Below are 13,512 nucleotides of genomic sequence, written 5' to 3' on the forward strand. Positions count from 1 at the left end.
CGCGTGCAGCGTCGCGGTTTGGCGCTATGTTGCGGGCATGACTCCTGCGTCCGGTGTTGACCGCTTGCCGGACCATCCGATGCCGCTGGAAGTGCTGGCCCACTTCACCGGGGGGCTGGGCCGGGCCGCAGACCTGCCGCAGCAGCTTCGCCTGACCGGAGACGTGCTGCGCCGCGCGCTGGGCGACGTGACCGTCACGTTTTTCACCCGTGCGGAGAACCACTGGCAACCGGTCACATGGCCGGGGCAGGCACATCCCGATCAGGTGGAGGGCAGTCTCCCGGCGGACTCGCCCCTGCTGATCCGGGTCTTTGAGGAGCAGCGCCCGGTCTTTTTCGAGGAGGGGATGCGGCAGCCGGAACGGCGTGGCCTGGGCCTGGTGCGGGGCGGCGCGCTGTACCCCTACTTTCATGAGGGCCTGCCCTGCGGGTTGCTGAGCGTGGCGCTGCCTGCCGGGCGCGGCTGGACCGACCAGGAGCGGGCTGTCTTCCAGGTTGTGGGGGGCGGTCTGGCCCTGGCCTTCGGACGGGACGCCGCGCGGGACCGCCGCCGCAATCCGGCACGACAGAAAGACGATGGGGCCGCGGCGCTGGAGGTCTTCGCCGCATTTACCGAGCGCGCCGCCGCCGAGACCGACGTGCTGGCCCTGAGCCGCGAGGCCTACGCGGTGATGGACGCGCATTTTTCCGAATACAGCAGCGCGTACTACGAGATTCGGGACGGATTGTGGAAGGCGCTGACCTGGACCTCCGAGATGACTCCCGGGCAGATCGCTATGACCCGCCCCGGGCTGGCGCTGGACACGCCGTCCTTCAGGCGGGCGCTGGACACCCGGCAGCCGGTCTTTATCGATGGCTGGGACGCGGCGCGCGAGCGGATCGAGAACTCCGACGACTTCGGGCCGGTGTGCATCTACCCGCTGGTGGTGGGACAGGAAGTGCGCGGCATCCTCACGGTGGGCCTGCGGGTGGGCGAGACGTGGCGGGGCCGCGACCGGGGCCTGATGCGGGCGCTGGGGCGCAGCCTGACGCTGGCGCTGGAACGCGCCGAGCAGACCCGCCAACTGGACGAGGAGCGCGCGGCCCTGGCCGCCTTCACGGCGTTTACCGAGTCGGTGGGCAGCGAGACCGACGTGCTGGCGCTGATCCGGCAGGCGGCGGCGGTGCTGGCCGAGGCCCACGACGTGGACGTGACCTACTCCGAGCGCGAGGGTGAGGTGTTCAGGCTCAGGGTCTGGCCCACCAGTTTTCCGGAAGACCTGCGGGCCGAGGCGCTGGCGGGCTACCGGCCCAGCGATCCGGGCTTCGAGGAGGCGCAGCGCACCGGCCAGAGCGTTTTCCTGGAAGACATTGACGGGCGGCTCGACGGGCGTCCCGGCGTCGCCCTGTACCGCGCCCTGGCCTTCCAGCCGTTCTTTCAGGGCGAGACCATGACCGGCATGCTGATCATGGCCTCCCGCCGTCAGGGCCGCTGGCCCGAGCGTCAGCGGGCGGTGTTCCGGGCGGTGGGCCGCAGCCTGGGGCTGGCGCTGGAGCGGGCCGAGGGCGTGCGCCGACTGGCCCGCAGCAACGCCGAATTGCAGGTGGCGGTGGGAGAACTTGAGGCTTTTGCCTACAGCGTGTCACACGATCTGCGGACTCCGGTGCGGCACATCAAGGGCTTCAACGCCCTGCTGCGCGCCCGGATCGCGGACCCCCCGGATCTCAAGGTCAGCCACTACCTGAGTGTGATTGACGACGCCGCTGGCCGCATGAACATCCTGATCGACGCCATGCTAGACCTGTCACGCACGACCCGGCAGCCGCTGCGCGTGGAAGACGTGGAACTGGCCGAATTGGTGACCTCGGTGCAGGTCGAACTCACGGCAGAGGCAGAGGACCGATCTCGGCCCCTGGAATGGCGGGTGGGGACCCTGCCGCAGGTCAGCGGGGACCGCCACCTGCTGCGCCAGGTTCTGGTCAACCTGCTGTCCAACGCCGTGAAGTACACCCGGACCCGTGCCCAGTCGGTGATCGAGGTCTGGGCCGAGCAGCGCCCCGGCGAGTGGGCAGTGCTGGTGCGCGACAACGGTGTGGGCTTCGATCCCCGTTACACCGACCGGCTGTTTGGGGTCTTCCAGCGCCTGCACCACGAACGCGAGTTCGAGGGCACCGGGGTGGGGCTGGCCACCGTCCGGCGCATCGTGAGCCGGCACGGCGGAACGGTGGCCGCCCAGACGGGGGACGGCGCGGGGGCCACCTTCAGCTTTACTCTGCCACGCGGAAACTGAGCCGCCGGGCAGCATAAAAGGCGGCGTAGGGAGACCGCTCTCCACGCGCCGCCCGTTTCCAGACGCCTATTTAAGCAGTTTCCACTTGCCGTCCACGACCTGCACCATCACGCGGCTGCGGGCGTCCAGGCCCAGGTGATCGGTGGCCGACAGGTTGAAGATGCCGTGCGCGCCGATCACGTTGCGCGAACCTTCCAGGGCGTCGCGCAGGGCGCTGCGGAACTCGGCGCTGCCGGGCTGCGCCTTTTTCAGCGCCGCCGGGATGGCCTTTTGCATCAACAATCCAGCGTCCCACATGTGCGCGCCGAAGGTAGAGACGCCCTCATTGCCGTACCTGGCTTGATACAGGCTGGCGTAGTTCAGCCCTACCTTTTTATTGGGGTTGGAGTCGGGCAACTGTTCGGCCACCAGCACCGGACCAGCGGGCAGAATTGCGCCCTCCACGTCTTTGCCGCCCACCCGCAGAAAATCGGCATTGGCCACGCCGTGGGTCTGATAAATCTTGCCCGCGTAGCCCCGGTCCCCCAGGGTCTTTTGCGGCAGGACGCCGGGCACCCCCGAAGCGCCGATCAGCACCGCGTCGGGCTTGGCGGCCACGATCTTTAAGATCTGCCCGGTCACGCTGGTGTCGCTGCGCCCGTACCGTTCCTCGGCCACCACCGTGATGCCCCGTGTGGCGGCGTTCTTCTTCAGCTCGGCCAGCCAGCCCTCGCCGTAGGCGTCGTTGAAGCCGATATAACCCACCGTCTTGATCTTGTTCTGCTGCATGTGCTGGGCAATTGCGGCGGCCATGATCGCGTCGGTCTGCGGGGTCTTGAAGACCCACTGCCGCTTGGCGTCCACCGGCTTGATGATGGTCTCGGAGGCCGCCAGGCTGATCATCGGTACTTTTGCTTCCGAGACCACGTCGATCATCGCCAGCGAGGCCGGGGTGGTGGTGGTCCCGATGATCAGGTCCACCTTGTTGTCCTGGATCAGCTTGCGGGCGCTGGTCACGGCGGCGGTGGTGTCGCTGGCGTCGTCCAGAATGGTGTAAACGATCTTCTGCCCGGCAATGGTCTGTGGCAGCAGCGCCACCGTGTTGCGCTCCGGAATGCCCAGGCTGGCGGCGGGTCCGGTGCCCGAGACGATCACGCCCACCCGGATTTCAGCAACGGCGAGCGAGGAGCAGGCGAGCAGGGCAGTCAGCAGCAATCGGGTGTTCATGGTGAAACCTCCAGGGGGGGTGAAGCGCGAGTTGTGGACGCCGGAATGCTAGCAGATGGCGGGTTGGATGACCGTGAGCCTGGCGGGCACGTTGCGCGTCATGCGGCGGGGCACTGAAATAAGGCTCAATGCTGCCCCGGCTGCCCCAGCCCGGCCAGCAAGGTGTTCCCCACCGCCCGCCGCAGGCCCTGAATGTCGAAGGCATTGTGGCGGCTGGGGTGGACACGGTTGGTCAGCAGGGTCCAGGCCAGGCCGTATGCCGGGTCCACCCAGACCCCGGTCCCGGTGAAGCCAGTGTGCCCGAAGGCCGCCGGGCTGCTCAGGCTGCCGCCGCTCCAGCCGGGCTGCGCGGCCACGAACGCCAGCGTGCGCCCCGGAGCCTGAACGCGCAGCGCCCCGGCCTGTGCAGCGGGAGACAGCCAGCCGCCGCGCAACAGCCGCTCGGCCTGATGGAGTACCCCTCCCAGCGTGCCAAACAGCCCCGCGTGCCCGGCCACGCCGCCCTGGGCCGCCGCGTTCTCGTCATGCGTCTCGCCGCGCAGCAACCGTTCCCGCCAGGCACAGCGCTCGGTGGCGACACTTTTGTTAGCTTCCGGCGAAAAGGTCAGGCCGTAATCCAGCTCAAAGTCGCGCAGCGGTCTGTCGAAAACCCTTTCCAGCACGCGCCCCAGCAGCATGTAGCCCAGATCGGAATACACGACTTGACCCGGGTCTGCCATCTGCCATGGCTCCTGCATGAAACGGGCGCGAATGGTCTCGGCCCCCCCCCAGGTGTACAGCGGGACCCAGGCGGGCAGACCTGCCGTGTGCGTCATCAACTGGCGCAGGGTGCGCGTTTTCAGCGGTGTGTCCCGCATCCAGCCCAGTTCGGGAAGGTGGGTCGCCACCGGGTCGTCCAGATCCAGGTGGCCCTGCTCGGCGGCGCGCAGCACGTGCCGGGCGGTAAACAGCGGCTTGGTCAGACTGGCCAGATCAAAGAAGAAATCCTCTTCCAGGGGTCTTCGTTCCGGCTGAAGCTGCGCGTGGCCGAGAACGAGGGTGGCCCGCTGCCCTGCCGCATTGACCACGCCCAGCGCGGCTGCGGGCAGGCCGCCCGAGGTCACCGCCGCCTCCAGAATCTCGCGGGTGCGCCCGGGAATCACGATTCTCCCAGTGCGGCGCGGGCATGTCCGTTCTGCGCTTCCAGCCGGGCGGCGGCCTCATCGGCGCTGACGCCCAGCAGCAGCTTCACGATGGCCACCTTGACGCTGCCGCCGCTGTCGTTCAGCGCCTCACGCGCTGCCGCCTCGTCGGCCCCGGTGGCGTGGCGCACCAGGCGCACGGCGCGGCCCTCCAGCTTGGCGTTGGTGGCCCGCACGTCCACCATCATGTTGCCGTACACCTTGCCCAGCCGGACCATCAAGGCGCTGGAAAAGGTATTCAGCGCGATTTTCTGGGCGGTTCCGGCCTTGAGGCGGGTGCTGCCGCTGATGACCTCGGGGCCGGTATCGAGGAGCACCGGGCAGTCCACCGCCGACAGCAGCGGGGTGCCGGGATTGTTCGACAGTCCTACCGTCAGCGCCCCGGCCTCCCGCGCCGCGTCCGCCGCGCCCAGCACGTAGGGAGTGGTGCCGCTGGCCGCGATGGCGATCAGCACGTCGTTCGGTGTGATGTGGCTGCTGAGGACATCGGCCTCGCCCGCTTCCCGGTCATCTTCCGCGCCCTCCACCGCCTCGCGGATGGCCCTCTCCCCTCCGGCAATCAGCGGAACGGCCCGCGCGGTGGGCCAGGAAAATGTCGGCGTCAGTTCGGTGGCGTCCAGCACGCCCAGGCGTCCGCTGGTGCCCGCGCCCGCGTAAACCAGTCGCCCGCCGCGTTCCAGCCGGGGCAGGGCCGATTCCACTGCCCGCGCGAGGGCGGGGGCCGCCGCCCGCACCGCCTCCACCGCGCCGGTCTGGTCATCGGCCAGCACGCGCACCAGTTCGGGGACCCCCAGCCGGTCCAGATCGGGGTGGTCCGGGTGGACGCCCTCGGTGCGCCGCGGATCGGGCAGCAGGGGACCAGGCCTGCGGGGATCAGCCGTCATTCGCCGTCCCCGTGCAACTCCATTACGAAGTCGTAGCGATCTCCCCGGTAGTGGGCGCGGGCGTATTCCACGGGCCGCCCGCCCACCGTCCACGACACCCGCTCGGTGGCCAGCAGCGCCGCGCCGGGGGCCACGCCCAGCAACTCGGACAGCGTCAGGTCCGCGCTGAGTGCCCGCAGGTGCCGGATGGCCCGCACCGGCTGCAAACCCCGGTTGCCCAGCAGGGCGTACAGGCTGGCGTCGCTCACGTCCTCCTCGCACAGTTCGCCCACCAGCGCGGCGGGCAGGGTGCTGTCCTCCACCGCCAGCGCCTCGCCGTCGGAAGTCCGCAGCCGCCGAATCCGGTAGACCTTGTCCCCGGGCGACAGGGCCAGGCTCATGGCCTCCTGCGGGCTGGGACGGACGTGTTCAAATCCCAGCACCCGCGCCCCCGGCGTCTGCCCACGCGAACGCACGTCCTCCGAGAACGAGCTGAGCAGCCCCAGCGTGCGGCTGGGCCGTTCCTCCGGTCTGGGCGGCGTGACGAAGGTGCCGCTGCCGTGCTTGCGGGTCAGCAGGCCCTGCTGCGCCAGCAGCGCCAGTGCCTGCCGCACTGTCACGCGCGACACCCGCAGGTGCGAGGCCAGCTCGCGCTCGGCGGGCAGGGCGCTGCCCCGGCGCAGGTCGCCGCTGTGGATGCGCTGTTCCAGACCCTGAGCGACTTGCATGTACACGGGCAGGTCGCTGGCCGAATCCAGCGGAATGGCCCACGGTGGCGGGGTTGGTGACATGTAGGAAGAACATACCACTCCCACACCACCCCGCAAGGGGCTTGCTATTGGATGCAAAGTGGTCTTAAGCTGGGGACCGAGCATCACAACTTAATTCCTGACAGTGCAAGGTCACAAATTGAAGTAAGAGTCCAGCGCGTACCGGTCCGCAAGTCCCAGCATCCAGAGGCCCACTCAACTTTCTTCGGAGGTCTGACATGTCCACCCCTACCCGTATTCGTCCCGCCCTGGCCCTGATTTCCCTGGCACTCATCGGCGGCGCGCTGGCCGCGCCCAAGAAGGTGGACGGCTACAGCCCGCTGGGTGTGGTCAAGGGTAAGGCTGGCGGCAACATGACCCTGGCCCTGGGCGACAGCCCGCAGAGCCTGTTTTACTACGGTGTGATCGACAACAACCTCGGCCTGGTCTCACAGCAACTGTTCGACGGGCTGGTGGAATTTAACTTTTCCACCTACAAGATCGAACCCGCGCTGGCCGAGAGCTGGACCATCAGCCCGGACGGTAAGGTCTACACCTTCAAGCTGAGGCAGGGCGTCAAGTGGAGCGACGGCCAGGCCTTCAATGCCGACGACGTGATCTTTACCTACAAGAACATGGTCATGAACCCGGAAGCCCGCGCGGGCGACGCTGGCAACTTCAAGCTGGACGGCAAGGACATCACCATCAAGAAGGTGGACGCCAGTACCGTGCAGTTCAACCTGCCGCGCGCCGCGCCCGCCTTCCTTTTGCAGCAGCGCTATTTCATCATGCCGCAGCACAAGCTGGTCAAGTTCTCGCAGGACGGCGGGGCCAAGGCCGCCGACATCAACAACGCCTGGCCGACCAATGTCGCCCCTACCGAGGTCGTGGGCACCGGCCCCTTTAAACTCGCGGGCTACACGGCGGGCCAGAAGGTCAGTCTGGTCAGGAATCCCAACTTCTGGAAGGTGGACGCCAGCGGCACCCAACTGCCCTACCTGAACGCGCTGGACTTTTTAATCATCCGCGATCCGCAGGCGCAGGTGGCGCAGTTCCTGGCCGGGAATCTGGACCAGCTCAACATCAGCGGCGCGCAGTTCCCCGATCTGAAATCCAAGGAGGTCGCGGGCGCGCCCTTCAAGGTCATCCGCTCCACAGCGCTGTTCGGCAGCCCGCCCTTCCTGGCCTACAACTTCGACGCCAAGGACGCGGCGCTGTCCAAGCTGTTCAGCGACGCCCGCTTCCGCCGCGCCATGCAGATCGCCGTGGACCGCGAGCGCATCATCGACACCGTGTACAACGGCCTCGCCAGCCTTCCCGGCCACGGCATCGCGCCGGTGAATACGCAGTGGTATGTGAACACCAAGGCCCAACTGGGCAAATTCGATCTGGTGGCGGCGGGCAAGGCCCTGGACGCCCTGAATGTCAAGGACACCGACGGCGACGGCGTGCGCAACGTTCCCGGCGGCAAGGACCTGGAATTCGACCTGACCTACGGCACCGACAGCTCGGTGTACCCGGCGATTGCCACCATTCTGCAAAGCGACTTCAAGAAGCTGGGCGTCAAGGTCAACCTCAAGGGCGTGCTGAGCAGCAAGCTGTTCTCCACCGGCATGGCGGGTGATTATGAAGCGCTGCTGGCGGCCTTCGGCGATCAGCCTGATCCCGAGCTGCGTAAGCCGATCTGGCAGCCCGGCGGTGCGCTGTACTACTGGCACCGCAGCACCCAGCCCGCGACAGAGGGCGGCACGCCCAACCTCGCCAAGATGGCCTCCTGGGAAAAGGAGATCTACACCATCTTCAACGACGCGGCGACCACCACTTCGCCCAGCCAGCGCAAGGCGCTGTACACCCGCTGGCAGCTGCTGTTCGCTCAGAACCTGCCGGTCACGCCGATTGCCAAGCCGGAGAACATCGGCGCGGTCAGCAACAAGTATGGCAATTACATCTACAACCTGGGCGTGATCCCCGGCTACAATCCTGTCCCGCTGATTTACCAGAAGTAAGGCTGGCGGACGTGGGGTGCGGGTTGGGCGGCGGGACGCTCTCAATCTGCGGCCCACTTCTCTTAGAGTTAGAGGTTGTGAGGGTCATACGGATTCCGGTTGAACAGTTATGAAATAACTGCGAAACCCGACCAACGGGAGAAGGAAAAGTACGGATTCCAGAATGGTGTTGGCTTTTGGTGCTGTCCCAAAAGATAACTGAATGACCGGAATCCGTATCAGAGGTTGATTGTGCTGCTCCCTCCTGGCTCAGCCCATCCTTCCCGCCGCTGAGAAGGAAGTCTCGACAGCAGATGGAGTGCATGCCATGTTCAGACATCGTCCCCACACCACATTCGTCACGGGCTATGGGCCGCCCCCGTGCTGAGCTACGCCCTGCGCCGCATTCTGGGCATGATTCCCACGCTGCTGCTGATCAGCGTGGTGTGCTTTACCGTGATCCAGTTGCAGCCGGGATCGTTTCTGGACCAGTACCTGGATGATCCGCGCGTGACGCGCGAGTCGGTAGAGACCATCACCCGGCAACTGGGGCTGGATCAGCCGCTGTGGGTGCAGTACCTGACCTGGATCAAGGGCATCATCTTACACGGAGATTTTGGGTACTCGTTCGTCAACGGACGCCCGGTCTCCAGCCTGATCTGGGAGCGGCTGGGCTGGACGGTCTTTCTGGCGGTGCTGACCCTGATCGTGTCGTGGGTGATCGCCATTCCGCTGGGCATCTACACGGCGCTGAACCGCTACGGCTTCGGCGCGACCATCACCAATTTTCTGGGCTACATCAGCCTGGCGACGCCGGACTTTCTGGTGGCGCTGCTGCTGATCGCGCTGGTGCTGAACACGGGGGGCACCAATGTGGGCGGGCTGTTCAGTCCGCAGTACATCGGCGCGCCCTGGAGCGCGGCCAAGGTGTTTGACCTCTTGAACCACCTGTGGATTCCCATGATCGCCATCGGCCTGGAGGGGGTCGCGGGCCTGATGCGCCAGATGCGGGCCTCGATGCTGGACGTGATCAACCAGGATTACGTGCGCACGGCGCGGGCCAAGGGCCTGGCCGGACAGGCGGTGCTGTGGCGGCACGCGGTGAGAAACGCGGTCAACCCCCTGATCAGCCTGGCGGGCCTGAGCCTGCCCACCCTGATCAGTGGCACCATTATCGCCAGCATCGTGCTGAACCTGCCGACCATCGGGCCGTTCCTGTACGACAGCCTGCTCAACAAGGACCAGTACGTCGCCATGACGCTGCTGCTGTTCAGCGCGCTGCTGCTGCTGATCGGCACGCTGCTCTCCGATCTGGCGCTGGCCTGGGCGGACCCCCGCGTGAGGTTCGAATGACCGCCCCGACGGTGACCGCTCTGGCCCCCGCCCCCGAGGTCCGGCAGACCCCGCTGTCGCTGGCCCTGCGGCGCTTTCGCCGCAACCGCGTCGGGGTGATCAGCGCCTGGGTGCTGGCGATCATGTACACCGTCGCCCTGCTGGCCGGGTTTCTGGCCCCGTATTCCATCACCGCCCAGCACGAGGCCTACCCGTTCCAGCGCCCGCAGCCGGTCCACATCGTCCACGACGGTCAGGTGATGCGGCCCTTCGTATACGGGTTTAAAAAGACCCGTGATCCGGTCACGTACCTGAGCACCTTCGCGCCCGATACCAGCAGGCCGCAGCCCATTCTGTTTCTTGTGCGCGGCGAGGACCCGCTGGAATCCCAGTACAACTTTCTGGGCGTCTTCAGGAGTCAGTGGCACCTGTTCGGCGTGAAGGACGGCACGTTCTTTCCCCTGGGCACCGACAAGTTCGGGCGCGATCTGCTGTCGCGCATGCTGGTCGGCTCGCAGGTCAGCCTGACGGTGGGCGTGATCGGCATCCTGATCTCGTTCACCATCGGAATCGTGCTGGGCGGCGTCAGCGGGTATTTTGGGGGCTGGGTCGACAATCTGATCCAGCGGGTGGTGGAGGTGCTGCTGTCCTTTCCGCGCCTGCCCATTTTGCTGGCGCTGTCCACCATCATTCCGGCCAGATGGCCGAGTACCTGGGTGTACCTGGGCATCGTGGCGGTGCTGTCCCTCATCGGCTGGGCGGGGCTGGCGCGGGTCATTCGCGGTCAGGTCATGAGCGCGCGCACGGTGGATTACGTGCAGGCGGCGCGGGCCATCGGCGGCTCGGACCTGCGGGTGATCTTGCGCCACATCATGCCCAACCTGAGTTCCTTTCTGATCGTGACCGCCACGCTGGCTCTGCCCGGCTACATCCTGGGCGAGAGCGCCCTGAGCTTTTTGGGCCTGGGCATCAAGGAACCGATGACCAGTTGGGGCCTGCTGCTCAAGGACGCCCAGAGTTTCGAGACGCTGAACCTGTACCCCTGGCTGCTGCTGCCCGGCGTCTTGATCGTGCTGTCGGTGCTGGCCTTTAACTTCATGGGCGACGCTCTGCGCGACGCGGCAGACACCCAGAGCCGCTAGCGCTTTCCATCATATGACTGCCGCTACTTGACCACCGCCCGCTGCTTCCCAGACATGTCCCCCTTCTCGCCCCAGGAGGTCCACATGAAAACCCGCTCCCTGTCCGCCCTATTCGCCGTCAGCGCCGCGCTGCTGTGCGCGCCGGCCCTGGCCCAGACCTCACAGACCCAGACCTCACAGACCCAGTCAGCACAGGGCAAGTCAGCACAGGGCAAGTCCAACGTGCCGCCCTCGCTGTTCCAGACGGGTGGCAAGCGCGGCGGCACACTGACCCTGCCGCTGGTCAGCAGTCCGCAGAGCTTCAACTACTTTGCGGTGCTGGACAACAACTCGTACACGGTCATGAACAACGTGCTGGACCGCCTGATCACCCTCGACCCGCTGACCAACAAGCTGTTTCCCGCACTGGCCGAGTCGTGGACCTTCACGCCGGATGGCCGCAGCGTCACCCTCAAGTTGCGTCGGGGCGTCAAGTGGAGCGACGGTCAGGACTTCAGCGCCGACGACGTGCTCTTTACGCTGGTGGACGTGGCCTCGAACACCGGCCTCAAGGCCAACCAGTCGGCGGTGTTCAAGGTGGGCAAGGACCCGCTGACCTTCAGCAAGGTGGACGCCTACACCGTCAAGGTCACGGCCCCCAAACCCTACGGCGCGATGCTCCAGGCGCTGACCTTTGTGCCGATCCTGCCGCAGCACAAGCTGGCCAAGTACAATCCGCTCAACTACCCCGGCGGCGGCCCCAACGTGGAATTCAACATCTTGCACGCCGCCGACAGCAGCACCATGCCGGGGATCGGGACCATCTTGCAAAGTGACCTGGCCAAGCTTGGCGTCAAGGTCAACTAGCAGGGCATCACGGGCAGCACGGTGCTGTCCACCGCCCTGAGCGGCAATTTCGAGTTGGTGCTGTCTACCTTCGGCGATCAGCCGGACCCGCAACTCCGCAAGGACATCTGGCAGCCAGGCGGCGCGCTGCACTACTGGCGGCGCAGCCTGCAACCTGCCCAGGAGGGCACCGCACCCAACCTGGCGGCCATGACCGCCAGCGAGCGGCGCATCTACGACATCTTCGCGCAGGCTGAGGCGTTGGGCAATCAGGCGCAGCGCAAGACGCTGTACAACGAGTGGCAGCAGCTCTTCGCCAAGAACCTGCCGGTGATTCTGATCGTCAAGCCGGACTCGGTGGCGGCCTTCCAGGCGCGCATCGGCAACTATTACGTCAAGGACAATGCGGTGATCAGCAGCAACTACACCGTCTTCGAAAAGTGAACGCGGGTTCCTTCCGTGACCCCCCGCAGGTGGGCCTGGAGCGGCTGCTGGCCACGGTGGAGGCCGCCGACGCCTGGGGCCGGGTGGGGCTGTTGACCAATCCCAGCGGCGTCACCCGCGACCTGATCCCCAGCGCCGTTGCGCTGTCCCGCGCCGGGCTGACGCTGGACCGGCTGCTTGGCCCCGAGCACGGCGTGGACGGCAGCGGCGCACCCGGCGAGGCTCCGGAACTGGAGCGCGACGCGGCCAGCGGCCTGCCGACGTGCGTGCTGTACCACCTGAGCGATGAAGAAACCGCGCGGCGGCTGGCGGGCCTCGATACCCTGCTGGTGGACCTTCAGGACGTTGGGGTGCGCTTTTACACCTACATCAGCACCGTCCGGGACGCGCTGCGGGCCGCGCGGACGCTGGGGCTGCGGGTGGTGGTTCTTGACCGGCCCAATCCCATCGGCTTTGCGGTGGAGGGGCCGCTCCTGGAGCCGGCGTTCGAGTCCTACGTGGGCATTTCCAGCGCGCTGCCGCTGCGCCACGGCCTGACCATCGGCGAGGTGGTGCGTCTACTGGCTGCCGGAGAGGGCGTGGGGGCCGAGGTGCTGCCCACCGACGCGCCGGACGGCTGGCACACGGGCCGCCCCTGGGTGCCGCCCAGCCCCAACCTGCCGGACCTCGCGGCGGCGCAGCTTTACCCGGCAGGTGCGCTGGTCGAGGCGTTGGACGCCAGTGAGGGTCGCGGCACGGCCCTGCCCTTCCGGCAATTCGGCGCGCCGGGCCTGGACGCCCACGCGCTGGCCGCCCGGCTGAACGCGCTGGACCTGGGCGTCACCGCCCGCCCAGCATTTTTCACGCCCACCACCAGCAAACACGCGGGTCAGCGCTGCGCGGGCGTGCAGTTGCACCCTGACTCGGATGCCACGCTGCCGGAGCTGCTGCCCCTGGGTCTGGCCCTGTTCACCGCGCTCGAGGAGGCCGGTGCGGCGCGCAATTCCAACTGGCTCCAGAAACTCCTCGGCGTTCCCGCTGGCAAGGTTCCCGCTACGCCGGAGGCTGCGCTGGCGATGCTTCCAGGATGGCAGCGTGCCGCGCAGGAGCAAGCCCAGGTCCTCTCCCCCCACCGTCTGTATGCCCGCTGAAGAGCCGTCTCGGAGGTCCATGCGGCTTGCCCCCATGCGGATTGCCCCTGAAGTGAACACCTCAACCCGGCTGAAGGAACAAGCAGAGCGGACGCCGCTGCTTGGTCTGGAAGAACATGCGGCGCTTTTCCGGATGCTCCTGATTTGACGCTCTGCACACCTGCGCTGCAACGGCAGATGGCCTGCCAGATCAGAGGGGCCGCCACAGCCTGCCCATCGGTGCGGTTCATTCGTAGTTACCGCGTCGCCCAGCATCACGCTGACATGGGAAAGGACCCTGAGCAGCGCTGACCTCACAAAAACCGCAATGTAGTGGTAATGGAGGGGCCAGGCTCTGGCAATGTTGATCTCACGTTAAGAGACGCGCTGCACACGCTTTAAATCGC

The 13,512-nt window shown here is 66.7% G+C and carries 12 protein-coding genes; 8 read left to right on the forward strand and 4 right to left on the reverse strand.

Going from position 1 to position 13,512, the window contains the following annotated elements:
• Window positions 1–37: 37 nt before the first annotated feature.
• Window positions 38–2,269 carry an ATP-binding protein gene (locus Q322_RS21575; protein WP_156952895.1) on the forward strand — a complete coding sequence of 744 codons (2,232 nt, stop codon included), beginning with the start codon at window positions 38–40 and terminating at the stop codon, window positions 2,267–2,269.
• Between the two features lie 66 nt (window positions 2,270–2,335).
• On the opposite strand, the gene Q322_RS0105150 is transcribed toward Q322_RS21575, so the two are convergent.
• The 4 genes from Q322_RS0105150 to Q322_RS0105165 form a co-directional block, all read right to left on the reverse strand.
• Window positions 2,336–3,475, reverse strand: a complete 1,140-nt coding sequence (locus tag Q322_RS0105150; protein ID WP_029476607.1) for an ABC transporter substrate-binding protein — start codon at window positions 3,473–3,475, stop codon at window positions 2,336–2,338.
• 125 nt (window positions 3,476–3,600) lie between these two features.
• Window positions 3,601–4,620 carry a serine hydrolase domain-containing protein gene (locus Q322_RS0105155; RefSeq protein WP_029476608.1) on the reverse strand — a complete coding sequence of 340 codons (1,020 nt, stop codon included), beginning with the start codon at window positions 4,618–4,620 and terminating at the stop codon, window positions 3,601–3,603.
• Window positions 4,614–5,540 (reverse strand): N-acetylmuramic acid 6-phosphate etherase, encoded by a 927-nt coding sequence (murQ, locus tag Q322_RS0105160; RefSeq protein WP_029476611.1) that lies wholly within the window; start codon window positions 5,538–5,540, stop codon window positions 4,614–4,616. The genes Q322_RS0105155 and murQ overlap by 7 nt, the downstream gene beginning before the upstream one ends.
• Complete coding sequence (locus tag Q322_RS0105165; protein WP_029476613.1) at window positions 5,537–6,310, reverse strand: GntR family transcriptional regulator; 774 nt, start codon at window positions 6,308–6,310, stop codon at window positions 5,537–5,539. Before Q322_RS0105165 ends, murQ begins: the two co-directional genes overlap by 4 nt.
• Window positions 6,311–6,507: 197 nt before the next feature.
• On the opposite strand from Q322_RS0105165, the gene Q322_RS0105170 reads away from it, so the two are divergent.
• The 7 genes from Q322_RS0105170 (at window position 6,508) to Q322_RS24760 (ending at window position 13,274) form a co-directional block, all read left to right on the forward strand.
• Window positions 6,508–8,274, forward strand: a complete 1,767-nt coding sequence (locus Q322_RS0105170; RefSeq protein WP_029476614.1) for an ABC transporter substrate-binding protein — start codon at window positions 6,508–6,510, stop codon at window positions 8,272–8,274.
• Between the two features lie 360 nt (window positions 8,275–8,634).
• Window positions 8,635–9,606, forward strand: coding sequence for an ABC transporter permease (locus Q322_RS0105175; protein WP_029476615.1), 972 nt, complete (start codon window positions 8,635–8,637; stop codon window positions 9,604–9,606).
• Window positions 9,603–10,727, forward strand: coding sequence for an ABC transporter permease (locus tag Q322_RS0105180; RefSeq protein WP_029476617.1), 1,125 nt, complete (start codon window positions 9,603–9,605; stop codon window positions 10,725–10,727). The genes Q322_RS0105175 and Q322_RS0105180 overlap by 4 nt, the downstream gene beginning before the upstream one ends.
• 84 nt (window positions 10,728–10,811) lie before the next feature.
• On the forward strand, window positions 10,812–11,573 hold the full coding sequence (locus tag Q322_RS24100; RefSeq protein WP_029476619.1) for an ABC transporter substrate-binding protein: 762 nt from the start codon (window positions 10,812–10,814) through the stop codon (window positions 11,571–11,573).
• Window positions 11,574–11,594: 21 nt separating this feature from the next.
• Window positions 11,595–11,996 carry a periplasmic substrate-binding domain-containing protein gene (locus Q322_RS24105; protein ID WP_029476622.1) on the forward strand — a complete coding sequence of 134 codons (402 nt, stop codon included), beginning with the start codon at window positions 11,595–11,597 and terminating at the stop codon, window positions 11,994–11,996.
• Window positions 11,993–13,126 (forward strand): exo-beta-N-acetylmuramidase NamZ family protein, encoded by a 1,134-nt coding sequence (locus tag Q322_RS0105195; RefSeq protein ID WP_211248870.1) that lies wholly within the window; start codon window positions 11,993–11,995, stop codon window positions 13,124–13,126. Before Q322_RS24105 ends, Q322_RS0105195 begins: the two co-directional genes overlap by 4 nt.
• Window positions 13,127–13,145: 19 nt before the next feature.
• Window positions 13,146–13,274, forward strand: coding sequence for a hypothetical protein (locus Q322_RS24760; protein WP_281173620.1), 129 nt, complete (start codon window positions 13,146–13,148; stop codon window positions 13,272–13,274).
• Window positions 13,275–13,512 lie beyond the last annotated feature (238 nt).

The sequence above is a fragment of the Deinococcus frigens DSM 12807 genome (assembly GCF_000701425.1).
GTDB lineage: Bacteria > Deinococcota > Deinococci > Deinococcales > Deinococcaceae > Deinococcus > Deinococcus frigens.